The 26,621-nt window shown below is 63.7% G+C and carries 22 protein-coding genes; 9 read left to right on the forward strand and 13 right to left on the reverse strand.

What is annotated here, in order from left to right; translation table 11 throughout:
- Positions 1–8: 8 nt before the first annotated feature.
- Entirely contained in the window at positions 9–1,838 is a 1,830-nt protein-coding gene (locus tag NOCYR_RS14600) for a sensor histidine kinase (RefSeq protein ID WP_104361691.1), read from the reverse strand.
- 294 nt (positions 1,839–2,132) lie between these two features.
- On the opposite strand from NOCYR_RS14600, the gene NOCYR_RS29285 reads away from it, so the two are divergent.
- Positions 2,133–2,630 carry a hypothetical protein gene (locus NOCYR_RS29285; protein WP_148280646.1) on the forward strand — a complete coding sequence of 166 codons (498 nt, stop codon included), beginning with the start codon at positions 2,133–2,135 and terminating at the stop codon, positions 2,628–2,630.
- A gap of 103 nt (positions 2,631–2,733) precedes the next feature.
- Here the strand turns inward: NOCYR_RS29285 and NOCYR_RS30465 are convergent, their stop codons facing one another.
- The gene (locus NOCYR_RS30465) at positions 2,734–4,116 is read right to left on the reverse strand and encodes a cation-translocating P-type ATPase (RefSeq protein ID WP_014351155.1); all 1,383 of its coding nucleotides are present in this window, start codon (positions 4,114–4,116) and stop codon (positions 2,734–2,736) included.
- Positions 4,038–5,426, reverse strand: a complete 1,389-nt coding sequence (locus tag NOCYR_RS30470; protein WP_231855931.1) for an HAD-IC family P-type ATPase — start codon at positions 5,424–5,426, stop codon at positions 4,038–4,040. Before NOCYR_RS30470 ends, NOCYR_RS30465 begins: the two co-directional genes overlap by 79 nt.
- Positions 5,427–5,568: 142 nt before the next feature.
- Here NOCYR_RS30470 and NOCYR_RS14615 point away from each other — a divergent pair, with 142 nt between their 5' ends.
- Both NOCYR_RS14615 and NOCYR_RS14620 read left to right on the forward strand, forming a co-directional pair.
- A complete protein-coding gene (locus NOCYR_RS14615; RefSeq protein WP_014351157.1) occupies positions 5,569–6,219 on the forward strand; it encodes a response regulator in 651 nt (216 codons plus the stop codon).
- Between the two features lie 68 nt (positions 6,220–6,287).
- Entirely contained in the window at positions 6,288–8,051 is a 1,764-nt protein-coding gene (locus tag NOCYR_RS14620) for a GAF domain-containing sensor histidine kinase (protein ID WP_048833388.1), read from the forward strand.
- Positions 8,052–8,146: 95 nt separating this feature from the next.
- Here NOCYR_RS14620 and NOCYR_RS28420 read toward each other — a convergent pair whose 3' ends face one another.
- From NOCYR_RS28420 to NOCYR_RS14635, 4 genes are all read right to left on the reverse strand, one after another.
- Positions 8,147–9,799, reverse strand: coding sequence for a hemopexin repeat-containing protein (locus NOCYR_RS28420; protein ID WP_158430166.1), 1,653 nt, complete (start codon positions 9,797–9,799; stop codon positions 8,147–8,149).
- A 152-nt stretch (positions 9,800–9,951) separates the two neighbouring features.
- The gene (locus NOCYR_RS30165) at positions 9,952–10,818 is read right to left on the reverse strand and encodes a peptidoglycan-binding protein (protein WP_197538385.1); all 867 of its coding nucleotides are present in this window, start codon (positions 10,816–10,818) and stop codon (positions 9,952–9,954) included.
- A gap of 413 nt (positions 10,819–11,231) precedes the next feature.
- Positions 11,232–11,645: a DUF302 domain-containing protein gene (locus NOCYR_RS14630; RefSeq protein WP_014351162.1), complete on the reverse strand. Its 414-nt coding sequence runs from the start codon at positions 11,643–11,645 to the stop codon at positions 11,232–11,234.
- 21 nt (positions 11,646–11,666) lie between these two features.
- Complete coding sequence (locus tag NOCYR_RS14635; protein WP_014351163.1) at positions 11,667–11,936, reverse strand: metal-sensitive transcriptional regulator; 270 nt, start codon at positions 11,934–11,936, stop codon at positions 11,667–11,669.
- 117 nt (positions 11,937–12,053) lie between these two features.
- Between NOCYR_RS14635 and NOCYR_RS14640 the strand changes: the two genes are divergently transcribed.
- The gene (locus NOCYR_RS14640) at positions 12,054–12,662 is read left to right on the forward strand and encodes a hypothetical protein (protein WP_014351164.1); all 609 of its coding nucleotides are present in this window, start codon (positions 12,054–12,056) and stop codon (positions 12,660–12,662) included.
- Between the two features lie 144 nt (positions 12,663–12,806).
- On the opposite strand, the gene narI is transcribed toward NOCYR_RS14640, so the two are convergent.
- The 5 genes from narI to NOCYR_RS14665 are packed head-to-tail and all read right to left on the reverse strand — an operon-like array spanning position 12,807 to position 20,883.
- A complete protein-coding gene (gene narI / locus NOCYR_RS14645; protein ID WP_048833390.1) occupies positions 12,807–13,538 on the reverse strand; it encodes a respiratory nitrate reductase subunit gamma in 732 nt (243 codons plus the stop codon).
- Positions 13,539–13,540: 2 nt separating this feature from the next.
- Positions 13,541–14,230: a nitrate reductase molybdenum cofactor assembly chaperone gene (gene narJ, locus NOCYR_RS14650; protein WP_014351166.1), complete on the reverse strand. Its 690-nt coding sequence runs from the start codon at positions 14,228–14,230 to the stop codon at positions 13,541–13,543.
- On the reverse strand, positions 14,227–15,900 hold the full coding sequence (gene narH, locus NOCYR_RS14655) for a nitrate reductase subunit beta (protein WP_014351167.1): 1,674 nt from the start codon (positions 15,898–15,900) through the stop codon (positions 14,227–14,229). The genes narJ and narH overlap by 4 nt, the downstream gene beginning before the upstream one ends.
- 52 nt (positions 15,901–15,952) lie before the next feature.
- Positions 15,953–19,645 (reverse strand): nitrate reductase subunit alpha, encoded by a 3,693-nt coding sequence (locus NOCYR_RS14660; RefSeq protein WP_014351168.1) that lies wholly within the window; start codon positions 19,643–19,645, stop codon positions 15,953–15,955.
- Positions 19,646–19,668: 23 nt separating this feature from the next.
- Positions 19,669–20,883 carry a nitrate/nitrite transporter gene (locus NOCYR_RS14665; RefSeq protein WP_081505411.1) on the reverse strand — a complete coding sequence of 405 codons (1,215 nt, stop codon included), beginning with the start codon at positions 20,881–20,883 and terminating at the stop codon, positions 19,669–19,671.
- A 234-nt stretch (positions 20,884–21,117) separates the two neighbouring features.
- On the opposite strand from NOCYR_RS14665, the gene NOCYR_RS14670 reads away from it, so the two are divergent.
- From NOCYR_RS14670 to NOCYR_RS14685, 4 genes are all read left to right on the forward strand, one after another.
- Positions 21,118–21,618 (forward strand): flavodoxin family protein, encoded by a 501-nt coding sequence (locus NOCYR_RS14670; protein WP_231855932.1) that lies wholly within the window; start codon positions 21,118–21,120, stop codon positions 21,616–21,618.
- Complete coding sequence (locus NOCYR_RS27930) at positions 21,539–22,549, forward strand: DUF302 domain-containing protein (protein ID WP_081505412.1); 1,011 nt, start codon at positions 21,539–21,541, stop codon at positions 22,547–22,549. The genes NOCYR_RS14670 and NOCYR_RS27930 overlap by 80 nt, the downstream gene beginning before the upstream one ends.
- A 94-nt stretch (positions 22,550–22,643) precedes the next feature.
- Positions 22,644–23,402 (forward strand): SDR family NAD(P)-dependent oxidoreductase, encoded by a 759-nt coding sequence (locus NOCYR_RS14680; RefSeq protein WP_014351172.1) that lies wholly within the window; start codon positions 22,644–22,646, stop codon positions 23,400–23,402.
- Positions 23,399–24,922 carry an AAA family ATPase gene (locus NOCYR_RS14685; protein ID WP_014351173.1) on the forward strand — a complete coding sequence of 508 codons (1,524 nt, stop codon included), beginning with the start codon at positions 23,399–23,401 and terminating at the stop codon, positions 24,920–24,922. Before NOCYR_RS14680 ends, NOCYR_RS14685 begins: the two co-directional genes overlap by 4 nt.
- A 65-nt stretch (positions 24,923–24,987) precedes the next feature.
- Here the strand turns inward: NOCYR_RS14685 and NOCYR_RS14690 are convergent, their stop codons facing one another.
- Complete coding sequence (locus NOCYR_RS14690) at positions 24,988–25,224, reverse strand: SHOCT domain-containing protein (protein WP_231855933.1); 237 nt, start codon at positions 25,222–25,224, stop codon at positions 24,988–24,990.
- A gap of 226 nt (positions 25,225–25,450) precedes the next feature.
- On the opposite strand from NOCYR_RS14690, the gene NOCYR_RS14695 reads away from it, so the two are divergent.
- On the forward strand, positions 25,451–26,524 hold the full coding sequence (locus NOCYR_RS14695; RefSeq protein ID WP_014351174.1) for a hypothetical protein: 1,074 nt from the start codon (positions 25,451–25,453) through the stop codon (positions 26,522–26,524).
- Positions 26,525–26,621 lie beyond the last annotated feature (97 nt).

Below are 26,621 nucleotides of genomic sequence, written 5' to 3' on the forward strand. Positions count from 1 at the left end.
AATCGGGCTCAGGAGCCCGCATCCGGCTCGAGGGGCAGCACAGCGGTGATCCTGGTGCCCTTGCCGACCGGACTATCGACGGTGAGGGTGCCACCGAGCGCCGCGGTGCGATCACTCAGGCCGCTCAGCCCGCCGCCAGGGGTCATGGCCGCTCCGCCGGCGCCGTCGTCGGCGATGACGAGCGACAGGGCGTCACCGTCACAGTGCAGCTCGATGTCGATCAGTCCGGCCCCGGCATGCTTACAGCTGTTCGCCACCGCCTCGGCGGCGATGAAATAGGCCGCGAGCTCGATGCCGGCGGGCGGCCGCGACCGCAGGCCGTCATGGATCTCGACCGGCACCGGGGCCCGCTCGGCCAGTGAGTGCAATGCGGCGGCGATTCCGCGTTCGGCGAGCACCGGCGGATAGACACCACGGGCAAGTTCGCGCAGTTCGGTCAGCGCCGTCGCCAATTCGGTGGCACCGTCGGAGAGCAACGCGCGCAGACGGTCTCCATCCGGTGCGCGCTGCGCCCGGCGCAACAGCAATTCCGCTGCGACCAGGCGCTGCTGTGCGCCATCGTGCAGATCGCGTTCGAGGCGTCGCCGCTGGGCGTCCCCCGCAGCGACGATGCGTTCCCGGGACCGGCGCACCTCGACCAGCTGAGCGCGCAACTCCTGCTGCAACCGCGCATGTTCCAGCGCCAGCACGGTGGCTCCGCGCACCGCCGCCAGCAGTTCCGGCTGTGCACGCAGCGTCTCGTCGTAGACCAGGGCGCCCGCCGGCACCCCCTCGCGTTCGAGAACAGTCGCCGCCCGTGAGCTGTTTCCACGCGGCAGCGTGCGAGGCGAACCATCCTCGTCGACATAGATGCCACGTTCAGCGTCATAGGTCCACAACACCAGCGTCGGGTCGTGCACAGCGCGACGCAGGGCGCCGACGAAACTCTCCTCGATCGGCGCGCTACCGATTTCGACCATCGCATCGCTGATCGCGGCCTTGGCCAAGCGATACCGCACCAAGCCCCAGACCACCGCGATCGGCAGCAGCGCGGTCGTCGGGTACCGCAGGTCGTTGAACCATCCCGCTTGCCAGCCCGGGAACCGGGCAGCGCCGAGCAACAGCCAGATGGTGACCGCCGCCGACAGCAGACACGCCACCGCCAACGGCGTATATCCCGCGCGGAACGCCGCCGAACCGGCCCACCAGCGATACCCGATCACCCCGAGCAACACCGCACCCATCAGCAGCGCGATCGCACCCACACCGATCTGCAACGACTCGGCCAGGGCCGGCACATCCCGGACGAGTAGCAAGTTGACCGAAGTCGAGGGAAAACTACTCAGAGCCCGCCGCGGGTCGAAGAACAACCACTCGGCCGCGACGCCGACCGTCGCGAGCAGCCAGGCCCCGCCCACGAACCAGCGCTCCCAGCGCCGCCGCAGCCGCCCGGAAGGAAACCCGAGCATCATCTGGATCAATACCGGCAGATACAGATTGGTCAACAAAACCCCGGCCGTGAACAACACCGGATCACTGGAACGGCGAATCCCACCCATCAACCACAGCAGACCGGCAACCGCGATCAACGGCCCCGCGAGCACATCCGGACGCGCCCGCCACGCCAGCATCCCGGACACCACGAACGACAACCCCGCACACAGGAACAACACCAGCTCGACCACCCCGAACACCGGCGGATTCGTCCCCTGCGCGGCCACAAACGCTTCCCGCGGCCCGAGCAACAACGCCCGCGCCGGATCGTGGACCGCCTGCTCCGACCAGTCCACGGCGAGCACGACAACCGCCACCACCGCCACGGTGGCCGCGACCATCACCATGAGTGTTCGACGACTCATCGCCAGTCCTACAATCGCCGGTCGACATCCAGCCTCGTCCACCCCGAGCCGACGCGCTACCGTGCCAGCACCGAAAGCCGCGGACGAATCCGGGCCCCAGCGTCGCTGGCGATACCTGCCTTCACGATCACGATCGAGACGTCCGGCGCGCCGACTCCCCTGGTCCGCGGCATCTGGTCGACGAGTCCAGCAACCTCACTTCGATCAATAACTGATAACGCCAGGAACACCTCGCGGGAAACAGCCTCTATTCGGCTGGATTCGCTGGATAATTCGGAAATGCGGAGACGCTTCGTGGTGGCGGTCGTCGGTGTCGCTCTGGCCTTGAGCGGCTGTTCGAATGACGGTGAATCCGGTAGCAATACGACCCCTTCCGTCCAGCGCACCCCCTCAGCAGCACCAGAGGCGCTCGGGGAGGGCGCTCCGACGAGCCCGCTCGGCGGCACGTTGAAGGTCTGGAACGAAAACCAAATGGCCGAGTACACGGTCGCGAATCCGCATCGGGCGAGCAACGGCATGATGGCGTTGGATCTGACCATGGAAGTCCGACAAGGTAACAACTATGTGCCGGGGACCTTCTTTGTCTTGACTGATGCCGGCAAGAAGATTGAGCAATTCATCGACTATCCCCTCGAACCTCATCCTGATTGGTTCGACTACTCGGGGTCGATGGTCGCTGGAGAACGTCGTGAGGGCGAAATCCTGTTCGACGCACCAGAGGGAGCTCGGGTTGAAAAGGTGATCCTCTACCACGGCACCCTCTTCCCGCCCGTCGCGTTCTGGACAGCTTGAACCGTTCGGCCATAGCGTCCGTGGCCCGCATCCGACGTCATAAATCCGCGAGACCTGTCTGCGGCCGTACGACCACCGGCGGCAGCCGTGCAAGGCACGTCGACTATTCGTCAACGTTCACGTCGATTCCCTGCCGGGCCCGGGTCGAAGTCGGCGCCGCAACAGATCGCGCTGAACGGCTGGGGTGGATGATGCGATCGAGCCGTACCGCGGCATAGCCCAGGGTGGACAATGCGCTCACGACCAGCAGTTCGAATGCTCCGAGTAGCTCGGTGCCGAGCAATTCACGTAGCGGCGGCAAATACAGTCCGGCTAATTGCAGGGCGAAGGCGGCGACGACCGCGACCAGCAGCATCGGGTTCGCTGCCGAGCCAGGTCGTGTCCGAGAACCGAGGGCCGCACCCAGTTGTGTCGCGCCTAACGCGAAGAACGCCATGCTCTGCCAAGGACGATCGGTGTGATAGCCCCAGATCGCTACGCCCAGTGTGACCGCGGTCAGCACCACCGCGACTCGCGGCACCCGTTGCCACAGGCCCGCGCCGAGGATGCTCTCGGTCGGTGGACGTGGTTGCTGCTCCATGGCTTTCGGGTCGGCGGGCTCGCCCCCGAGCGCAACACCAGGGAGACCGTGAGTGAGCAGGTTGATCCACAGAATCTGAGCCGGCAACAGCGGTAGCGCCAGTCCGAAGAACGGCCCCGCGAGCATGACGGCGATCTCGGCAGCACCACCGGATAGGCCATACACCAAGAAGCGACGAATGTTCGCATACACCCGCCTGCCTTCCTCGACAGCCACCACGACCGTGTTCAGATCGTCGTCAGCGAGCACGAGATCAGCGGCTTGCCGTGCTACCTCGGTGCCGCGCCCACCCATGGCCACGCCGATATCAGCACGCCGCAAGGCGGGGCCATCATTGACACCGTCACCGTTCATCGCCACGACCTCGCCACTGGTGCGCAACGCTTCGATGATGTCGAGCTTCTGAGCTGGGGTCGCACGGGCAAAGACGGTTCCGGTGGTCAGGTCGGCCTGCGTCATCTGCCTGCAATCGATCACCGGTTCGGATGGGCTGACGATGCCGAGGTCGACGGCGATCGCCTTGGCAGTGCCGGGGTGGTCGCCAGTGATGACGATCGGGCGGATTCCGGCGCGGCGGCATGCGGCGATCGTCGCCGCGGCCGCGCTACGAGGAGGGTCGACGATCGCCACCAGCCCCAGAAGACGAAGTCCAGTTTCGAACTCGCGATCCGTTCCGGGGCACCCTGTCCGCTCTGCCGCGGCCACAGCCAGCACTCGATATCCCTCCGATGCCAGCCGATCCGACCAGGTGGCGGCCCGGGCCAGAACCTGCGGTTGTTCGAGCAGAACTGAACGGTTCAATAGGACCTCTGGCGCGCCCTTGCAGATCACCGTGAAGCGCCCATCACGCATCTCGTGAACCGTCGACATCCGCTTGCGATCGCTGTCGAACGGCCGCTCCGCCACGCGCGGGAAGTCCTCGTGCAGGACCGTCCGGTCGATCCCAACCGGGCGGCCGCAGCCAGGAGCGCGGCTTCGGTCGGGTCGCCGAGGGCTGTCCGTCCCCGACCGTCGCCGTCCGGAGCCCGCAGCCGAGCGTCGTTGCACAGTGCGGCCGCCGACAGCAGTTCGGTGAAATCGCTGCGGTCGGCAACGCCGAGGACTGCCCCACTCTCCGTGACCGCACCGTCCGGCGCGTATCCAGCACCGCTGATGTCGGCCTCGCGGTTCGGGGTCCAAAGCTTCCGGGCAACCATGCGCCCCTCGGTCAGGGTCCCGGTCTTGTCGGTGGCCAGTACCGTGACCGATCCGAGGGTCTCAACGGCCGGCAGTCTGCGGATCAGCGCGTGTCGCTCAGCCATATGTCGAGCGCCCATCGCCAATGCCAGCGTCACCACCGCCGGCAGTGATTCGGGGACAGCAGCAACGGCGAGGCTGATCGCAGTCACCAGCATCAACTCCACCGGCTGCCCGCGAACCAAACCCAGCACCAGGACGATCACGCACAGGGCAATCGTCACTGCCGCGAGCAGGCGCCCGACATCCATCAACCGCTTCTGCAGCGGCGTCGATTCGGCGTCCCGCCCCATCAGATGGGCGATACGTCCCGTAGCGCTCCGAGACCCGACCGACGTCACCACCGCCTGTCCGCGCCCTCGAACCACAACCGTTCCTGCTGACACATGGCTCGCGGTGGTTTTGTCGACAGGGACCGATTCTCCGGTCAAAGCCGACTCATCGACCATCATCGCCGCGGCTTCGCCAATGTTCGCGTCCGCCGGCACGATGTCGCCCTCGGCCAGTATCAGCAGATCCCCGACTACAACGTCCACAGCGGGGACTTCACGCTGGACGCCGTCGCGAACGACACACGCCCACGGTGCCGTCAGCTCCGACAGAGCGGTGATCGCACGGTCCGCACGGACCTCCTGGCCGACGCCCACCACCGTGTTCGCCACGATGACCAGCAGGATGACCGACATGTCGGTCCAGTCGCCGATCACCGCGGTCAGCGCCGTCGCAGCCAGCAACACCACGATCAAGGGATCACGCAGCTGCCGCAGGATCCGCTGCCACATCCGGGTCGGCGGCGGCTGGGGAACCGCGTTCGGACCGTCACGCGCCAGTCGGATAGCAGCCTCCGATGACGTCAGGCCTGCCCCGGCCGACGTCACAGCCCTTGGCGCACCGACAGCATCTCGGCCGCACGATGCCGCTCGCGACTCGGTTTCCGGCACATCCACTGCCCACCTCCGACTCGGCTGAACCGCTGTCATCCGAGTCCAGCAGCCCGCGCTCTACGGCGGCGAGGGACCAAAGTCCTCATCCGTGGGGGCAAGTGACCGTCACCAGCACAGTAAGCCCCGCCACAGCAGAGCGTCTTCGTATGCTGGAACCAGCAGTGAAAGGAGTCGACCGATGGTCCGAGTGTTCCTGGTCGATGACCACGAGATTGTGCGACGCGGGGTAGGCGACCTGATCAGCGCAGAGCCGGACCTCGAGGTCGTAGGCGAGTCAGGCACGGTCGACCACGCCCTCGCCCGGATACCGGCCACCAGGCCGGATGTGGTCGTGCTCGACGTCAGACTCCCCGACGGCAATGGAATCGAGCTGTGCCGCGAATTACTGACTCGCGACGACAGCCTGCGCTGCCTCATTCTGACCTCGTTCACCGATGAGCAGGCCATGCTCGACGCGATTCTCGCCGGGGCAAGCGGGTATGTCGTCAAAGACATCGGTACCACTGATCTCGTCGACGCCATCCGCGCTGTCGGGGCAGGCAAGTCGCTGCTCGACAACCGCGCTGCCGCCGCGCTGATAGCCAAGATCCGCTCCGAGGCAGAAGAGCAGAAAGGGCCCCTCGCCGGACTGACCGAGCAGGAAAGGAAGCTGCTGGCCTTGCTGGGTGAAGGCTTGACCAACCGGCAAATCGCCGCGCGGATGTTTCTGGCCGAGAAGACGGTGAAGAACTACGTCTCGCGGCTGTTGACGAAGCTGGGCGTCGAACGCCGCACCCAGGCAGCGGTACTGGCCTCCAAACTGGATCCGGCCCGGAAGGAAACGCACTGAGCAGCCATGGCAACACCGGCTCCGAGCCTCATCCGGCCCGGACGAACACCGAACGCCATAATGCTGCTATGCACGGTCCTACGGCTGCCTCGAATCAGAACGGCAGGCCCCCGGTGATCGAGACGCTGACCCAATCGCGGCTGCGCGAGCTCCTGCTCGAAGTGCAGGAGCGCATCTCGGAAATCATCGGCGTCCGCGACCAGATGGACCGGCTGATCGAGGCCATGCTGGTCGTCACCGCTGGACTCGATCTGGACAACACACTGCGATCGATCGTGCACACAGCGATCGAACTGGTCGACGCCCGCTATGGCGCACTCGGCGTCCGCGAGTCGGACAAGGGCTCCAAGAAACTGGCAGAATTCGTCTACGAGGGCATCGACGACCGCACCCGGGTGATGATCGGTGACCTCCCGGAAGGACACGGCGTCCTCGGCCTACTCTTCGAACAACCCAAACCGATCCGGCTGGCCGACCTGTCCCAGCATCCCTCGTCAGTAGGATTCCCCCCGCACCATCCACCGATGCGCACTTTCCTCGGCGTCCCCGTCCAGGTCCGTGACGAGATCTTCGGCAACCTGTACCTGACCGAAAAAGCCAACGGCCAAGAGTTCACCGCCGACGACGAGGTCGTCGTCCAGGCCTTGGCCGCCGCCGCAGGCAGCGCGATCGCCAACGCCCGCCTCTACGAAGAGTCCCAAGTCCGCCAGCAGTGGCTGGAGGCGACGCAGGAAGTCGCCACCGCGGCACTCGCCGGTGGCGCTCCCCCCGACCTGCTCCAATTGATCACCGAACGCGCCCTTGCCCTGACGCATTCGGCGACCGCCTACCTTGCGATGCCCGAAGACCCGGACACACCAAGCGAAGAAGTAGGCGAGCTCGTCATTACTGCGGCGGCCGGTGCTGACGCCGCCTCCTCGCTCGGGCGGCGGATACTCGTTCGCTGGTTGTCGACGACTCTGTCGTTTGAACGGATAACCGACCAAACAACAACGGATCTCAAGGCTGGACCTGACGGCGAGGTCGACTCGATCGAGACATTTCAACTGCGCGCCGGGCACTCTGTCCTCGGAGTACTCGCGATCGTACGGCCCGCCGGAATCGCGGCGCTCGACTCGACCGTGCGGAAAATGATGACCGCCTTCGCCGACCAGGCCGCGCTGGCACTGCAACTGGCCGATACGCAACGCCGGATGCGCGAGCTCGATGTCGTCTCCGAACGCGATCGCATCGCCCGCGATCTACACGACCACGTCATCCAACGCCTATTCGCGGTCGGGTTGTCACTACAGGGCACCGTTTCGCGGGCACGCGCGCCCGAGGTGAAAACCCGGCTCACCAACACCGTCAACGACATTCAGTCGATCGTGCAAGAGATCCGGCATTCGATCTTCGATCTGCACGCAAGCTCGAGCGCCGAAACACCAGTCCTGCGCAAACGACTACACGCCGTGGTCGGCGAGATGACCGGCGAAACCGATCTCCGAACCTCGATCAGACTGTCGGGGCCGGTATCAGTGTTGAGCCCCACCATGTTCGACCACGTCGAGGCCGTGCTACGGGAATCCCTGAGCAACGTGGTCCGGCACGCACACGCGAACTCGGTCTCCATCAAGCTCACGATCGGCGACGACGTCGTCCTCGAGGTCGTCGACGACGGCGTCGGCCTCCCCGACATCATCGAACGCCACAGCGGCCTCGCGAACATGGCTGCCCGCACCCAGGAAGCCGGCGGAACATTCGGCGTCGAACCGAACCCCTCCGGCGGGACGATCCTTCGCTGGTCCGCTCCCCTGCCCCAGGTGCCGCAGGACCGCATTCGAAGTACCTGATCGACCAATGACGCCCGCTGGCACTGGCGTTCGCGATTAACACGGCCACAGTGCACGCTTCGTCCGACCGCCGACTAACGTCCGTCGGGCGATGCCTAAACTCGTTCCCTTCCGATAAGCGATTGCTGCCGTTTAAGCTGAATTGTCGCACTCTTTACGATGCCGGAAACAGAGACTTCCTGCACAGTTCCATCGGGTTGCTGAATCGGATATTCCGTTCGGATCTGCTCGTCCAATAGATGTCGGGTGCCGCCGTTATCTGAAACGCTCCGCAGAATACTACGAGGATTGCCGTTGTAGTCTGCGATATTCGACAATTCGCCGACGATGTAGTCTTCCACTTCTTTTCGAGCCTCTGCCACAAGGGCCTTACCGAGGAGCTCGCTCATGTTGCCAATATCCACGGTTTCGGGCTCTCCACTCCCAGACGAAAAGGCCAATTGCACCCTATCAAGTATCAGCATTGTAAGCCACGGCTCCAGTTGCTGAAAGTACTCATATACCATCATCTTATCTGTGGAGTTGTTAATTTCTTCCGTCTCAATCCTTACAGTCCTATTCGTTGTTTCGACAACCTCGGAGTCGGAGACCACGGTCTGCTTCAGACGCCGCGACGTTTCGGTAACTTGCGAGCCCACCGCACCGTGAACCGCCTCACTGAACGCATTCCGTACGGACTCACTTCCACCCTGAGCAGAAACGTCCGCGCTAGCCTCTCCCGAGGCCACGGCAGTTGAGTATTCGCCTTCGAAAGATCCTCGGAAGTCAAAACTAGACTTATCACTACCCTCGCTCTTCGCTCTGGATGTATCGATCCGGCCGTATAGATCCTTGACTGTAGCGTCGTCCTGAGAGTCCAGCACACTACTGTCTCGCTGCACAGATGTAGTTTCGACTGATTCTGTCACGATCTTAACGGTCTTCTTTTTTCTAGGTTCTACGTTCGTCGTGCTCACATGAGCACCACGTTGAGTCTCGCCGGCATACATGTTCAGCCGGTACCTTTCGACCAAAAATAGTACCGGTGCCGGCAGGTGCGCCCGCATGCCAATAATACGATCAGAAACATCGAAGACATCCGACGAAGTTTCTGTAGCCGAATCATACAGAATAGCCGAGGAACCCCTAACAAAATAGATGTCTTCCGCATGGACTCCAGCGCCATAGAAGGCGTAGTCGAAACCGTCGGCGAATGGCTCCGGAATCGAAAACACTGTATTGACAGGGACCGGACCTACAACCTTGTACCCATTGGTCAAGTCATGCCGAATATATTCTCCACCCTTGAATATATGAAGCATCGAAGAAAACCGGCCCACGCCGTGCAACACTGAATCACAGCCTCGGGAGAACCAGTTCCCATCGGCGGACCGCCAGTGGCCAGCGATCGGAGAGGGCCCTTCATCGAATGTGCCCGTTCGGGAGTTGAACCGCGTGTACCTATCACCCTTGAAGAAGTATGTAAGCTCCGGAAATGACGGGCCACCCCATGTTGACGCATCGATTCCTGTTGCAAACACGAGTGGAAACTCGCCACAGTCCAACTCGCTACCAATCGGACACGGACCGCTTTCGAACTGCCCAGTTCGGACGTTCAATCGGTATTGCTCCTCACCCTTGAAAAGGAAGATGCAGTTGGGGTACTTTGTACCACAATCAGCTGCCGCGGAAAACGGCTCGAACGAGCTCGTTCCCGGAATCTGAAAGTCGTCAATAGGTCGTTTGAGCGAAATCAGCAGCGGACTCAAACTTAAACTGCTTTGTAACCTGAATCCATCGGTCGGCATGAGAATATCTCTTCCAGTTAGGCACCGGGGTGTCGTATGAGTATATTTTCAAAGCGCTGTCTCGCACATTTCCAAAACGTCGGTATCTGCAGCGAGAAATATTAACGGTAACCCTATTCAGCGAGAGCCGTAAATCCGCTTCCGCTCAGTGCAACCGCTAACTGAATCCTAATGTCGCTCGGGTTCCCCGTTCCCTCCATGCCGCTCGCGGTCTGATACCGGACGATAGCAGCAGTAGTCAGTGGTCCTAATGCACCGTCGGTGGGCCCTGGGTCGAACCCGAAGTACGCCAGGGCACATTGAATCCCGAGAGTATTCGTGAGATCTACAACGATCGCCGACGGATCATGCCCCTCATCCTTGACCCGCGCCGCATTTCGAAAACTCTGCGCGTTCAGAAGGTTTCGAATCTTGATCGTTCCCTGGTCGGGCTGAAACTTGCATTCGCTAGCCGCACCTGTCCAGTCGGCATTAGCAACGTAGTTCTGGAACCTCGGAAACTTGAATGCTGGACCCATCCCCCACGACATGCTCAGCAAGGCCAACTGGGCGTCGGCAGGCCATTCCTCGAATCCCTTGAATTCATCTCGTGATTTCAGGTAAGTTTCCATCTGATCGAGTTTCACGAAGACCATACGGTCGATCTCTTCGTCCGTGAGCTCTAGCTTGGCAAATTGCTTATATGCCCTATGCCCCTGGGCCGCTAGCCCAAGTTGAGCCTTGACCGCGTCCCAATCATTGGCGACAAGGTCGGGCCCCGCTAGGTCGCCAGCCGGAGTGGTCCATCGGTACTGGTTGGCGAGAGCGAGAGAAGCCTCACGTTCTTCAGCACTCGGTGCCGCCATGGCGTTCTTTGTTGCATCGATGAGGTTACCTACACCCGTACTAACCCACCCCTTCCAATCGCAGTACATGTAGTGCACACGACCTTCGAGCGGCGTGTTGAATGGGATCCAAAAGCTTCTGACTGCGTCTTTCATTGCTGGCCGTCCTACCTGGTACAGAGGTACCCGTTCGCATTTGAGATGCTGCTCGGTGTCTGCGACAGGCTCATCGCAGCTCATTGACAGTCTCAACTCGCGCAGGACGGTTGTGGCGAGTAGTTCGGTACTCGAATATCCGTAGCAGAGCCGTGCAGCACTGAGTGCTCGACGGCGCCTACATCAGCAACCTAGCTACACCCGCGCGGCTCCGGCCGTGTGCTGCTAGGGAAATGGGTCTGGCCCGGGGATGGCAGACTGTAGCCTAAGGCCACTCCTTCCCTTGTCGTCGAACAATCCTTCAGCTAGAGCGCGGCCAGGATCGCATCGCAGCGCTGCGGTGCAGAATTCACAGCGATCTGGAGGTCGACATCGGCTCTCTGATTGCGCGCGCTCTCCAAATCTGCGCGCGTTCAGGCGGAGGCGTTAGCGTCGCTGAGTAAGTCGAGCGCAGCCCGCAGTTTCGCGCCAGCTTCGGTGGCGATGGGTTGCAGCGCTGGGTCGTCGGTCACCTGAACCATGACTTCGGGGTTCATTGCTTCGACAATGATTGTGGCGTCCGCGGCTGGGTCGCGACGGACGACGACGTTGCAGGGCAGGAGCAGTCCGATCTGGCGATCGGCGTTCACTGCTCGGTGAGCTAGCGGTGGGTTGCAGGCGCCGAGAATGAGATAGTCCTCCATCTCCTCGCCGAGCTTGGCTTTGAGAGTCGCTCTCATGTCGATCTCGGTGAGAACACCGAATCCTTGCTGCGCCAGAGCGTCTCGCGTTCGCGAAACGGCTTCATCGAAGCTGGTGTGCAGCGTGGCGGTCAAACCCAGTTGCATCGTATTACTCCTTCCGAACGGTCAGGCCAGGGCCAGAAACAGCTTCTCCAACTCGTCCACGGTCATCGGCTCCGCGCGATCGACGGCACCGCCTTCCAGGCATTCCCGCAGGCCCGTAGCCACGATCTTGAATCCGGCGCGATCGAGTGCACGCGACACCGCTGCCAACTGGGTGACAACGTCTTTGCAGTCCCTGCCTTGTTCGATCATGGCGATCACGCCGGCGAGCTGGCCATGGGCTCGTCGCAGCCTGTTGAGTACCTCGGTGATCGCAGTGTCGTCGCCAACCATGCTCGTCCTCCTCGTATCCGCCCCACCTTCACTATACCCCCGGGGGTATTATGATCTGCTGAGAATGCCCGGCTGTCCGTCTCGCCGCGGCGAGCGGGCGTCATGAGAGGAGCTCCGATGGCTGCCATCACACTGTTCGTGGATCCGGTGTGCCCATTCGCATGGGTGAGCGCGAACTGGCTGCTCGACACCGCCGGTGATGAGCACACCGTCGCTCTCGCCCAGATGAGCTTGGCCGTCCTGAACGATGGGCAGACCGTCGACGCCCAGCATGCCCCGATGATCGCGCGGTCACGCCGCGTGGGACGACTCTTCGCCGCGGCCGCCAGGCGTCAGTTCTCCTTCGCGTCGCTGTACCGCGAGCTGGGATCTCGGCTACATCCGCATGGCGCCCAGACCGACGACAACGCGGTTGCGGCCGCGCTCGATGCGGTCGGGCTCGACCAAGGCCTGGCCGCTGCCCTCGACGACCCCGGCTTCGATGCCGACGTCTCAGCTGCCCACCGCATCAGCCAACAGGCGCTCGGGGGACGAGGCGGCAGCCCGATCATCTCGATCGACGGCCACGGCTACTCAGGCCCCGTGCTCACGGCACCGCCACCGGCGCGTCAGGCACACCGACTCCTCAACGCGCTGATCGACGCGGCGACCACGCCGGGTTTCGCCGCTCTACACCGCCCCTATCAGGGACCACCCAGTTTCACACCCTCCGAGGACGACCGCTGATGTGCTATCCCGTTACCTGCCGGACGTGCGGAAAAACCACCTGGGCGGGCTGCGGCGCCCACGTAGACGCCCTCCGCGCCGCCGTTCCCCCTCCGCGCTGGTGCGGCGGACACGAGGACACGAACACGCCGACCGATCCAGCATTCACCAACCACGCCGCCGCGGCTGGGAACCCACCAGCTGGCCAGGCGCCGCCTTCTCGCGGCTCCGGTAGACGACGTATGGGCGGAAGAGGTATCCGATGGGGGCGCTGAACGCATGGACGAGTCGGGTGAACGGCCACAGCGCGAACAACACCAGCGCGATCACCGCGTGTATCTGGAACGACAGTGGCGCCTGCACCATCAGATCACCGCGAGGCTGCAGGATCCAGATCGACCGGAACCAGGGCGACACCGTCTCTCGGTAGTTGTGCTCCTCCCCCACGACGCCCGAACCGATGAACGTGGTGGCCAATCCCGCCACCAGGGCGGCGACCAGGACGACATACATGATTTTGTCGTTGACAGTGGTGGCCATGAAGACGGGGCCGCGTGTCCGCCGGCGGTAGATCAACAACGCGATTCCCACAAGCGTTGCTACTCCGGCGATCGTGCCGAGAGTGATGGCTTGTACGTGGTAAGCGTGCTGACTCAATCCGACAGCGTCCGTCCATGATTGGGGAATGATCAGCCCGATGACGTGCCCGATGATCACGACGAGGATGCCGAAGTGGAACATCGGGCTGGCGATGCGCAGGAGACGGTTCTCGTAGAGTTGTGATGACCGCGTGGTCCAACCGAATTTGTCGTAGCGGTAACGCCACCAGGTTCCCACTATCACGATCGCCAGCGTGACATAGGGGACAACGTCCCAGAAGATCTCCCCCGCATCCATTTTCATCCGGCTCCTCCATGTCGAGTCGGTTCCGGTGAGGTGCGACGAGGCGGCACCGTGAGAGTGAACGGCTGTAATCCGATGGCTTCGGCCGGTGGGCCGGCCGCGGCGAGTCGGTGGGCTCGCCGTTCTTCCTGATCGGTGACCGGCGGTAGCGTCGCGCACACCGCGTCGACAGCCGGGGCATACAGAGACTTCCGTTCGGTCAATGCGCCGCGCAGGACTTCGAGCGGGATCCGGTGCTCGGTCAGCAGTCGCTCGCCCGCATCCGGGTCCCCGAGAGCGGCGAATTCGAGTACGACGGTCAAATGATCAGGCGCCTCTCGACCCAACGCCCGTACTCCGGCATCTCGGTAGGTTTGCAGGAAGGCATGCATGGCTGAACCACGGCTCCTGGTGTCGCCATCGGTCCAATAGGTCAGGTACATCGTGGCGCCCCGGCGCAGATCGAAGGTATCGACATAGTCGGTTTGCAGTGCGAGAAGGTCGGTGGCCCGCAGTGCATCCAGGGTGTTTTCGAGCAGTCGGCGTGGCTCTCCATTCGTATGGTCGAGCAGCTCTTGAACCACGGCGAGCCGGTTTGCGAGTTGTTCGTCGGGGTAGGACAGCAGCAGCGAGGCCGCCTGGCGGATCAGCCGGTGCTGCGTCGGTGCGCGGTTGGCCCGCGTGTGGCCGCGAAACAGCGATCTCATTGGTCTTCTCCGCGATGGTGCGCAGGTGGACGCGGGAACAGGCCTTCGGGGGCGCCTTTGCCGTCCCAGTTGAGCAGGTTCACCCGTGACGGTCGCGTTCGGTTGGCAGCCAGCGCTTCCGTGGTCTGCCGCTGTTTCAACGCGTGAAAAGTCTCGACAGCGACAGGAACCGGCCCACCGCTGGCCTCACCGAACGGGCCTGAGTCATACATCCCGGGCCCTCCTTCATAGGACAGGGCGCACTCGGTCGCGGTCTCTTCGAGCCGATGGGCCTCGGCCGCGTATACAGTCGGAATCACGTACCGCTGCTCGTACTTGGCCAGTGCGAGCAGTCGGTACATCTCATACATCTGTTCTTCGGAAAGCCCGACAGACTCCGGGATGTGCGGCTGGGTTTCCCTGCCCAGGTTGATGTCTCGCATGTAGGACCGCATCGCGGCGAGCCGCCGTAGCACGGCCGCGACGGCGGCGGTATCGCCAGCGGTGAATAACTCCGCCAGGTACTGGATCGGTATGCGCAGTGCCTCGAGAGCTCCGAACAGGTTTCCGAGGTCCTCGCCGTCGTGGCCGTCGCGACTGACGGCGTCGACGACCGGGGATAGCGGTGGGACGTACCAGACCATGGGCATCGTCCGGTACTCGGGATGCAGCGGCAGAGCCACCTTGTAGGTATTGATCAGAGCATAGACCGGTGATCGCTGGGCCGCTTCGATCCATTCGTCGGAGATTCCGGCAGCATGTGCGCCGGCAATCACCTGGGGATCATGAGGGTCGAGCAGGATCTGGCGCTGCGCCTCGTACAGGTCGGTGTCCTTCTCGACCGAGGCCGCCTCGGTGACGCGATCGACATCGTAGAGCACGAGCCCGATGTAGCGCAGGCGTCCCACGCACGTTTCCGAGCACACCGTCGGCAGACCAACCTCGACACGCGGGTAGCAGAAGGTGCATTTCTCGGCTTTACCGGTCTTGTGGTTGAAATACACCTTCTTGTACGGGCATCCCGACACACACATCCGCCAGCCGCGGCACCGGTCCTGGTCCACCAGCACGATGCCGTCTTCGGTGCGTTTGTACATCGCGCCGGACGGGCATGAGGACACACAGGACGGATTGAGGCAGTGTTCGCAGATGCGCGGCAGATAGAACATGAAGGTCTGCTCGAGTTCGAGCCGGACCTGCTCGCCCACCTTCTTCAAGATCGGGTCATCGGGAAGGATTTCCGGCGATCCGCCCAGATCGTCGTCCCAGTTCGCGGACCATTCGACCTTCATCGGCTTTCCGCTGATCAGGCTGCGCGGCGGTGCGACGGGCATCTGGTCGCCGAGCGGAGCGGTGATGAGGTTGTCGTAGTCGTAGGTCCACGGCTCGTAATAGTCCGACAGGGCCGGCATTTTCGGGTTGGAGAAGATGCGGGCCAGTTTGCTCAGGCGACCGCCATCCCGCAGCCGTATCCGGCCTCGCTTGTCGAGAACCCATCCCCCGCGCCAGCGTTCCTGATCCTCGTAGGTCCGTGGGTACCCTTGCCCGGGCCTGGTTTCGACATTGTTGAACCACACGTACTCGGTTCCAGAGCGATTGGTCCATGCCTGCTTGCAGGTCACCGAGCAGGTGTGGCACCCGATGCACTTGTCCAGGTTCATCACCATCGCGAGCTGTGCCATTACCTTCATGGCGGTGTCCTCCGGTCGGGACCGCGTCGGCCGCAGTCGCTCGTACGTTCCATCAGTAGGTCACCTCCTGGGACCGGCGTCGGACGACTGTCACTTCGTCACGCTGATTTCCGGTTGGCCCGAGGTAGTTGAACGCCCATGCCGTCTGCGCGTAGCCGCCGGCCAGATGGCTGGGTTTGACGAGTAATCGGGTGAGTGAGTTGTGGATGCCGCCGCGGCGGCCGGTGGTCTCCGACAACGGCACGTCGACTACACGCTCTTGCGCGTGGTAGACGTACACGACACCTTCGGGCATCCGGTGGGAGACGGTGGCGCGGCAGACCAGCACACCGTTGCGATTGACGGCCTCGACCCAGTCGTTGTCGCGCACCGAGATCTTGGCCGCGTCGACTGTGCTCATCCACATCGTCGGCCCGCCGCGCGACAGCGACAACATGAACAGGTTGTCCTGGTACTCGGAGTGAATCGACCACTTCGAATGCGGCGTCACATAACGGACGGTCAATCCGATTCCATCGGAGCCTGCGGCGCCGAGAGCCGGTTCGTCGAACAGCCGTGCCATATCCAGCGGAGGCCGGTAGGTCGGCAGCTGTTCGCCGAGTTCTTCGAGCCAGTCATGATCGACGTAGAAGTGCATTCTGCCGGTGAGAGTGTGGAAGGGCTTGAGTTCTTCGATGTTCACCGTGAACGGTGCGTAACGACGCCCGCCGGTCTCACTGCCCGACCATTCTGGGCTCGTGATCACCGGCACCGGCCGGGACTGGGCGTCGGCATAGGTGATACGGCGCTCTTCGCTACCTTCGGCGAGATGAACGAGCGGTCGTCCGGTCCGTTTCTCGAGCTCGCGGAAGCCCTCGACCGACAGGCGACCGTTGGATGTTCCGGACAAGGCGAGGATCGTGTCGGCCATCCGCTCGGCGGCGTTGACGGCAGGTCGCCCCTCGGCGGGCCCGGAGTTCATCACCCCGAACTGCCGGGCCAGTTCGTCGACCTCCTTTCCGGGCTTGGTGACCACGCCTTTGGTGTTCAATCCGAGGGTCTCGACAAGGGGGCCGAGCGCGGCCCACTTGTCTGCTACGGCGGTGTAGTCGCGTTCGACAACCGTGATGGGCCCCATCGTTTTTCCTGGTTCCGGTACCTCACCGGCGCTCCGCCAATCATGTTCTGTGCCATTCGGATATGCCATGGCGGCGGGGGTGTCGTGCTGCAACGTGGTCATGACGACGTCGGCGCGCGTGCCCAGGTGAGTGCGGGCCATAGCGCTGAACGTTCTGGCGATCGCGCCGAAGGCGTCGTAGTCGGATCGCGTCTCCCATGGTGGATCAATGGCGGGTGTGAAGGCATGCACGTACGGATGCATATCCGTACTCGACAGGTCTGCCTTCTCGTACCAGGTCGCTGCGGGCAAGACGACGTCGGACAGCAGCGTGGTCGAGGTCATGCGAAAGTCGATGGACATCAGCAAATCGAGCTTGCCTTCGGGGATGTCGCGCGCGGTATTCACTTGGCGGGGAGCCATTCCGGAATCCGCCGGGGCCGCCTGCAAATTCGACGTGGTGCCCAGCAGATGCTGAAGGAAGTATTCGTTGCCTTTGCTCGATGACCCCAGCAGGTTCGCCCGCCACACACTCAGTACACGCGGCCAATTCTTCGGGTTGTCCGGATCGGTCACGGCGAGTTCGATACTGCCGTCGGCCAGCCCTTCGGCGACGTAGCGCGGGATCTCCTTCCCTGCCGCGCGCGCTTCGTCGGCGATGTCGAGACTTGAGCGGTCGAATTGTGGATAGAACGGAGTCCATCCCATCGCGACGGCGGATGCGAGGACGTCCATGGTGTGCTTGTCCCGGAATCTGCCGCGGCCGATCGGGCTCGCCAGGGCATCGGCGCGGTACCGGTCGTATCGCCATTGGTCGGTGTGTGCGTACCAGTAAGAGGTGCCGGCCATTTGGCGGGGTGGACGTGACCAGTCGGTGCCCATCGCCATGGCTGCCCAGCCAGTGACCGGACGGCACTTTTCTTGGCCGACGTAGTGAGCCCATCCGCCGCCGTTACGACCCATTGAGCCAGTAAGGATCAGTAGCGCGAGGACGGCGCGATAGGTGGCGTCGCCGTGGAACCACTGACAGATACCGGCGCCCATGATAATCATGGATCGGCCGCCGGATTCCTCGGCATTGGCCGCGAACTCCTTGGCGATGCGGGTGGCTTGCTCGGCGGACACACCGGTGATGGGTTCTTGCCAGGCCGGGGTGTACGGCTGGGAGGGGTCGTCGTAACCGGCCGGCCACTGACCTGGTAGGCCAGGCCGTCCTACACCGTATTGGGCGAGCATGAGGTCGAACACCGTGCACACGCGGTGTTCACCGACTCGGCGCACGGGTACGCCGCGGGCGATGCTGTCGCCATGCCCGTCGATGGTGTCGAAGCTCGGCAGATGGATCAGGGCGGACTCCCCCGGCTCGCCGGCCGGATGCCCGACCGTCAGCGCAGGTACGAGATCGCCCAAGTCGAGGTTCCACTTCCCGACACCGGTGTCGCCGTAACGGAACCCCAGCGAGCCATGGGGTACCGCTACCGTGTTCGTCGCGCCGTCGATCAGGACGGGCTTGAATGCTGCGTTCTCGACCTCATGGCCGAGATCGGCCGCGGTGAGGTTCTTGCCGGGTACGAGTTTGCCGTCGCGCTCTTCGAGCTTGATCAGGAACGGCAGGTCGGTGTACTGCCGGACGTAGTCGACGAAGAACGGAACTCGCCGGCGGACAAAGCACTCGGTCAACACGACATGACCCATGGCCATCGCCAAAGCCCCGTCGGTGCCCGCCGCGCACGGCATCCACTCGTCGGCGAACTTGGTGTTGTCGGCGTAATCGGGACTGACACTGACCACCTTGGTGCCGCGATAGCGAACCTCCGCCATCCAATGCGCGTCCGGCGTGCGGGTGACGGGAACGTTGGAGCCCCACATCATCAGATACGCCGCATCCCACCAGTCCCCGGATTCCGGGACATCGGTCTGGTCGCCGAACACCTGCGGCGAGGCGACCGGCAGGTCGGCGTACCAGTCGTAAAACGAGGTCATCACCCCGCCGATGAGCTCGATGAACCGGGATCCCGCCGCGAACGACACCATGGACATCGCTGGGATGGGGGAAAAACCAGCGACACGGTCAGGCCCGTATTCCTTGATGGTGTGCACGTGCGCGGCGGCAACGATCTCGGTGGCTTCCGCCCAACTGATTCTGATCAGGCCACCCTTGCCACGGGCTCGCTGGTACCCGGCGCGGCGCACCGGGTCGCCCTGGATGTCCGCCCATGCCAGGACCGGGTCGCCGAGACGGGCCTTCGCCTCTCGGTACATCTCGATCAGCACTCCGCGCGCGTACGGGTAGCGCACGCGGGTGGGTGAGTAGGTGTACCAGGAGAACGCGGCGCCGCGCGGGCAGCCACGGGGTTCGTATTCGGGGCGGTCGGGCCCGACCGAGGGATAGTCGGTTTCCTGGGTTTCCCAGGTGATGATGTCGTCTTTGACGTAGATCTTCCACGAACAGGAACCGGTGCAGTTGACGCCGTGCGTGGAGCGCACGACCTTGTCGTGACTCCAACGCTCGCGATAGAAGATGTCGCCTTCGCGACCGCCCTCACGAGTGACCGTGCGCCCGTCATCGGAGATCTCACCTGGGACGAAAAACCGCCCGCTCCGGCGTAGCAAATCCTCGATCGGGCCACCGGTGTGCTGTGTGGTCACGGAACCTCCTTCGAGCGGAGCCGCTATCTCGCTTCGGCTGGAACCGGCTCCCTAGCATGCAGTTTCATTGCCGTGTAGGTCAGTGCGATGAGTGCCGTCACCACAAGCAACAGCAGGCCGACTGTGTAGTCGTTGCCGGCGGGGTCGTAGGTCGCTCCCATCACGAGCGGCGGGAAGTACCCGCCCAGGCCGCCCGCGGCCGCGACGACGCCGGTGACCGAACCCACGGACTTCGACGGCGCGCGGCGTGCGACCCACGCGAACACTCCACCGGTCCCGATGCCGAGGAATATCGCCAGCAGGATGAAGTCGGTCGCCGACCACAGGTCCGGGGGCGGCTGGAACACCGCGATCGACGCCATCACCGCCGTTCCGGCCAGTGAGGCGAGCACCACGTACTTGGGCGCGATGCGATCGGCGAGGGCGCCGCCGATCGGTCGGGCGATCACCGCCGCGAGCGCGAACGCCGCGGTGCGCGCGCCCGCATCGACGGCGGAGAATCCGTAGATCGTCTTGATGTAGGTGGGCAGATAGTTGCTGAATGCGACGAAGCCGCCGAACACGACCGCGTACAGGAACGACATCTCCCAGGTCACCCGTAGTTTCAGCGCGGCTTTCAGTTTCGGCACGACCGGGTCGGTGTTCGGATGGAACTCCGGTGAGTTACGCATCACCAGCATGCAGACCACCGCGGTGACCGCGAGGGCCGCCGCCACGATTGCGTGGGTTGCGAAAAGTCCGAACCAGTTGACGAATCGGGGCGTGAAGAAGGCCGAGAGCGCGGTTCCGACCATGCCGGCACCGAAGACGCCGGTTGCGAAGCCCCGCCGTGCGGGCTCGTACCAGTTGTTGGCGAACGGGATGCCGACGGCGAAGATCGTGCCGGCGATGCCGAGGAAGAATCCGAAGATCAGCAGCAGCGGATAGGATTCCGCAGCCCCGGCGGCACCGACGGCCAGAACCGGCAGGATCGATGCCAGCGAGATCGCGATGAACATGATCCGCCCGCCGAACCGGTCGGTGAGCGCGCCGACTGCGATACGGCCGAGCGAGCCGACCAGGATCGGCGTGGCAACCAGCATCGACGTCTCGGTGCTGCTCAGCGACAGGTCGCCGGCATAAGTGGTGGACAGCGGGCCGATCATGTTCCAGGCCCAGAAGTTGATCGCGGACACCCAGGTCGCGAGCGCTAGGTTCGACCCCCGTTGCTTACCGAGGTCGGTAACGGAAACGGTCACCGTCTCAGCAAACCACGACCCGCGGGCTCTCGCAGCGTTTCCTTGATCAAGTCACAGCGGGTGTCGCTGTCCGAGTGGAGTCCGACCCGAGATGCCCCTTATCGACTGCGACCAAAGTCCTCTCGCCGGTGTCGTTCGGCACTGTCGAGGTCGAGCGGCTGGTCATAGCGTCGGGGCCATATCCAAATCCCGATTCCCGAGGAGACCGTGATGCGAGCATGCGTCTACGAATCGATGTACGGCAACACCGCAGAAGTCGCCCGAGCGGTCGCCGAAGGGTTGGGTGTACACGCCACCGTTGAAGTTGTCGAAGTGGCGTCCGCGCAGCAATCCATACCCGCTTCGGTGGACTTGCTCGTCGTCGGCGGACCAACGCACGCGTTCGGACTCAGCAGACCATCGACCCGCGCAGACGCGGCGAGCCGGACCGATGACGCGGTCACGGTAGACATCGGAATCCGGGAATGGCTCGACGCCGCGAAACCGGTTGCCGCGGGTTCTCGCGCGGCAGCGTTCGGCACCAAGGTCGCCAAACCACCCTGGTTGCCGGGGTCGGCGGCACGCGGCGCCGGAAAGCGGTTGCGCAAACTCGGTTATCAGCTCGTCGACAAACCCATGGACTTCCTGGTCGACGGTATGACCGGTCCGCTCGCCGATGGCGAACTCGATCGAGCGCGCCAGTGGGCGCAGCGGCTCGCCGCCGCTGAAATCGAACGAGTCGCGCGCCAGTCCTGATCGCGAAGGTCGCCCGATGCACTACCCCGTCATGGTGGCCGAAATGGAACCCGAAACGGTCCTTCAACTCCACCGCACCGTCAGGGCCGATCACGCCGGCGATGACATCGGCAACGGCATGCAAACGCTGTTCCAGCTCACCGCCGACACCGGTTTCAGCCCGGCCGGGCCACCCTCGACCACCTACCACGGAGACTTCGCGCCCGGCCGGACGACAGAAGTCGATTTCTGCCTGCCCGTCGCGGCCCGCCGCAACAGCAACCTCGACCAACTGACAATCCGCTCAACCGAAGCCGGCCTTGTCGTTCGAACCGTTCACCGCGGCGACTACCAGACGATCACCCATGCCTACCGCGCACTCGACGATTGGCTGCGGGTTTCCCGGTTCCGGCCGATCGGGCCGCCAACCGAGGTCTACCTGGTGGCGCCTGACGAAGCGGTGGCAGCTCGAGACCTGGTCACCGAGATCCGAATCCCTGTCGTGCCGACCGACCTGAGCGTGGATGTCCAGTCGACAGTGGACCAGGCCGTGACGGTCGTACGTGAAGCGCTGATCGACGAAGGTTTCGTCGTGCTGGCCGAGATCGATGTCAGCGCGACGCTGCGCGCCGAGACCGGGCGCGCGGTCGAGGACTGTTCGATCCTCGGTGCCTGCCACCCAACGCTGGCCGCACACGCGCTCGAAGTAGATCCACCAATCGGCGCACATCTACTCTGCAACCTCGTTGTGCGTGCCACCGACGAGGGCGCCATCATCGAGGCGACGGACCCCCGCACACAGATGAACCAGCCGCACTCGTCGGACATGGATGCCATCGCAATGAAGCTACGAGCCGAGTTGGCGGCGGCGATTGCCACGGTCGCGGACCGATCGCCTCGTCTTCACGCGCGAGCAAGCGCCCCGGCAGCGGGGCCCGGCCAGGAACAGTGAGTCCGTAAGTCCCTGCAAATCGTCGACTTTCGCCTGTCGCAATCAGTATGGCGATGCGAAATTCTGAGATCAGCTCATTGCCGAAGGAGGAGCCATGACCGATCCACATGCTCTCGAACTGGCGGGCCGAAGCATCGTCGTCACCGGTGGCGCGCGAGGAATCGGTGCTGCCGTCGCGCGCACACTCGTGAAGTCCGGCGCCGGAATCGTGGTCGCCGATATCTTGGACCACGACGGTGAAGCCACCGCGTCCTCGCTGGGCTCATCGTGCATCTACCGACGACTCGACGTCACCGAGGAAGAGCAATGGCGGCGAGTGCTCGATGACGCCGAAGCGAACTTCGGGCCGCTCGCCGTGCTGGTCAACAATGCCGGAATCGTCGACTTCGGCAGTGTCGAATCCGAATCCCCCGCGATGTTCCGGCACGTCATCGACGTCAACCTGACCGGCGCCTGGATGGGGATGCATGTGGCCGTGCCACGCCTTCGCGCGGCGGGTGACGGGGTCATCGTCAATATCTCCTCGACCGCGGGCCTCATGGGCTACTCCGGTGTCGCCGGATACGTCGCCAGCAAATGGGGACTGCGCGGACTCACCAAGGCCGCGGCCATCGAGCTGGGCAAGGCCGGAATCCGCGTCTGCTCCGTCCATCCTGGCCCCATTCATACGCCCATGACCGCAGGCATGGACGAACAGATCGCCGCCCGACAGCCGCTGCCCCGTTTCGGCGAGCCCGAGGAGGTCGCGGCAATGGTCGAGTTCATCATCACCGAGGCCACCTTCTCCACCGGATCCGAATTCGTCATCGACGGCGGCGCGACGGCCGGCATGGACTTGGTCGAACAGCTGTGAACGCATCCGGCACGGCGGCCGCGGCTGGGGCGCAACTCCATGAAACCCATACCGGGCTGGTCGTTCTGTGCGGCGACCGCGCCAACAAAGTCAAGAAGCCGATCAGCACCGACTTCCTCGATTTCAGCACACCGCAACGTCGCGAGGAAGCCTGCGCGCGCGAGCTCGAACTCAATCGCCGGATGGCGCCGGATGTATACCTGGGCGTCGGGCATCTCACCGACCCGACCGGCGGACCGGCCGAGCCCGTTCTGATCATGCGGCGGATGCCCGAGAAGCTGCGGCTATCGACGCTGCTTGCCGAGTGGGGACCAGAATGTATCGACCTGAATTCACTGGTGGACACGCTGGTACGTTTCCATCGGGCAGCGCGCCGCGGACCCGAGATCGACCGAGCAGGACGGACCGAATCGGTGCGAGAACGTTGGCTGGCGGTGCTCGACACGTTGCGCCACCAATCATCCGACCTCATCGACCCGAGGGCATTGGCCAAGGTCGAGGCGCAGACGATGCGCTACCTCGCCGGCCGCACGCTGTTGTTCGATCAACGCATCGCTGCCGCCCGCATCGTCGACGGACATGGTGACCTGCTCGCACAAGACATCTTCGCGTTGCCTGACGGCTTCCGAATATTGGACTGCCTCGACTTCGACGATGCACTTCGCTACCTCGACTGCGTCGACGACATTGCTTTCCTGGCCATGGATCTCGAATTCCTCGGGCACCGCGGCCTGGCCGAACGGCTTCTGACCGACTATCTCCGCGCTACGGCGGATACCGCGCCGAGGTCGTTGCTCGACCACTACATCGCCTACCGCGCACTCGTCCGGGCGAAGGTCGACGTGATCCGTTTCGCCCAGGGTGAGGAAGCCGCGCGAGGACGGGCTCGTCGCCACGTAGCTCTAGCCGAGGATCATTCCGGCCGTGCCGTCATCCGGCTGGTGCTGATCGGCGGTCTACCCGGCACCGGTAAGTCGACAGTCGCCCAGGCACTAGCCGAAGAGACCGGTGCCATCCGGCTTTCCAGCGATCTCATCCGACGGGAACTCACCGACCGTGGTGCGCTGAGCGGATCGGCCGGCACCTATGGGCACGGGCGGTACTCTGCCGCCGGCAAAGCCATGGTGTACGACGAGATGCTGACCAAGGCGAAAAGGCTCTTAGAACTCGGTGAATCCGTCGTACTGGACGCGAGCTGGATCGACGCCGAGCAACGGGATCGCGCAAGATCCCTCGCCGCCGAGGTTTCCGCAGAGTTGGTGCAGATCCGCTGCTGGTGTCCCAGTGACCTGGCTCGACAGCGCATACGTCACCGCGGCGGCGACTCGGCGTCCGAGGTGACCGTCGACGTAGCCATGTCGATGGCAGCCGATGACGTGCCGCGGCCCGACGCTCATACCGTGTCGACCGACCAGCCACTCGCAAACACCATGGCAGCGGTCCGAGAGGTGTGGCATACCGCCGCGACAACTTCAGGGCATGACGCAACCCCGACGGATGTGGTCCACCCGATGGGATAGGACGATGTGGATCATGTCGCCGGTCGAATCACCCGGACCGCGGAGTCCACGTAACGGCTATCGTGTCAGGCGCGTTTCAAGCCGGCACGGAGGGCCGCCAGCCGCCGCTGATACTCATCGTCATCGATGTCGCCGCGGGCGAACCGATCCGCCAGGACTTGCTCGGGCGATCCGGGGCCGACGGGTGAATGGGAACGCGGTGGTGCCGAGATGATCCGCAGCGTCGCTATGATCGCGACTGCGACCAGCGCCCATGCCAGCACCATGATGAGGATCATCAGCGCGAATCCCCACCCCGTCATTCCATGATCAGACCAGTACATCATTGTGGTTCTCCTGTGTGATCTCTTCGGATCTGACCTCGACGATCTCTCGTACCGACGACGCGCAACAGAGTCCTTCGGTATGTCGGCTTCTGCCGTTGGGCCCAATTCGAGGGGCCTACCGCCGATTCCGAGGCCCTAAAGACCTCACACGGCGTGGCTTTCGGTTCTGTCGAACTCCGTGCCCCACGACAACGATGGAACCATGGCAGACAACGGCGGCTACCGAACGTCCAGGTGGTCGAGTTCGGCGGCCCTGAGCATCCTGCATTGTCCGCTCACCTGCAGGTTTGCGCGTGGTCTCACCGAGCTGCGCTACACCGGGCACAAGACTGGGCGCAACATCGCGCTGCCGGTCGGCTACACCCGACGAGACGACGAGGTCGTGGTCCGAGTGAGCCGCCCCGAGACGAAGACATGGTGGCGCAACTTCCTGACCCCGGCACCGGTCGCGCTGTGGATCGACGGACGGTGGCGCCGTGGCAACGCCCGCGTTCTCACCGTCCGCGATCGCGGATACACCCACGCGCAGATGATTCGGTCTCCGCACCCTCGGCCTGCGGCAACAACCAGTGACCCGCTGGTGCTGATCGATCTCGCGCCGGGCAGCGACGCGCTCGACAGCCCGGGTGCCAAACGCGGAAAGCACCTGTGGCGCCACTGGTTCACGTCGGTCACCGTCGGTGAAGTAGTCGGCTTCGCCGCACCCGCCGCAACCGCTGTTCTCATCGGACCCATCGACACCGCACCTGCGGCCGCGGCAGTGCTGACGGCGGGTGTCGCCGAGGGCCTGGTCCTTGGCGGGTTTCAGGCTCGGGTCCTGCGCACCGCCATTCCGCAACTGGCTTCGCACCGGTGGATCCTGGCGACCGCCGTCGGCGCCTTCATTGCATGGATGGCCGGGATCGGCCTGATGGCCGGCAACGGATGGCAAAACTTGCCGACCACAGCTGCGATCCCGATACTCGCTACCGCAGCACTGATCATCATCTTTTCTCTCGGCGTGCCCCAGTGGTTCGTCCTCCGAGACCATCTCGAAGATTCAGGTGGCTGGGTCGGCGCGACTGCCGCAGCTTGGGTCATCGGATTGTCGGCCTTCACCGCTGTCACCTCGCCGCTGTGGCAACCCGGCCAGCCGAGGTGGCTCACCCTAGTTATCGGCTTCGTCGGCGCTGTCGTCATGGCGGCGGCTATGGCAGCAGTCACCGGAGCTTTCCTGGTGTGGCTACTCAGGGCACAACCGCACGAACGCTCCTCCTTGGCGCGAGAGATCGAATGAGCCGTGATCTATACCCGAATCATGGATTACACGGTTTTCGACAATTCGGCCCCTTGCCCTCACAATGGTCACGATTTGTTCTCACCCCCTCAACGGT

Source organism: Nocardia cyriacigeorgica GUH-2, from assembly GCF_000284035.1.
Taxonomy (GTDB): Bacteria; Actinomycetota; Actinomycetes; order Mycobacteriales; family Mycobacteriaceae; genus Nocardia; species Nocardia cyriacigeorgica_B.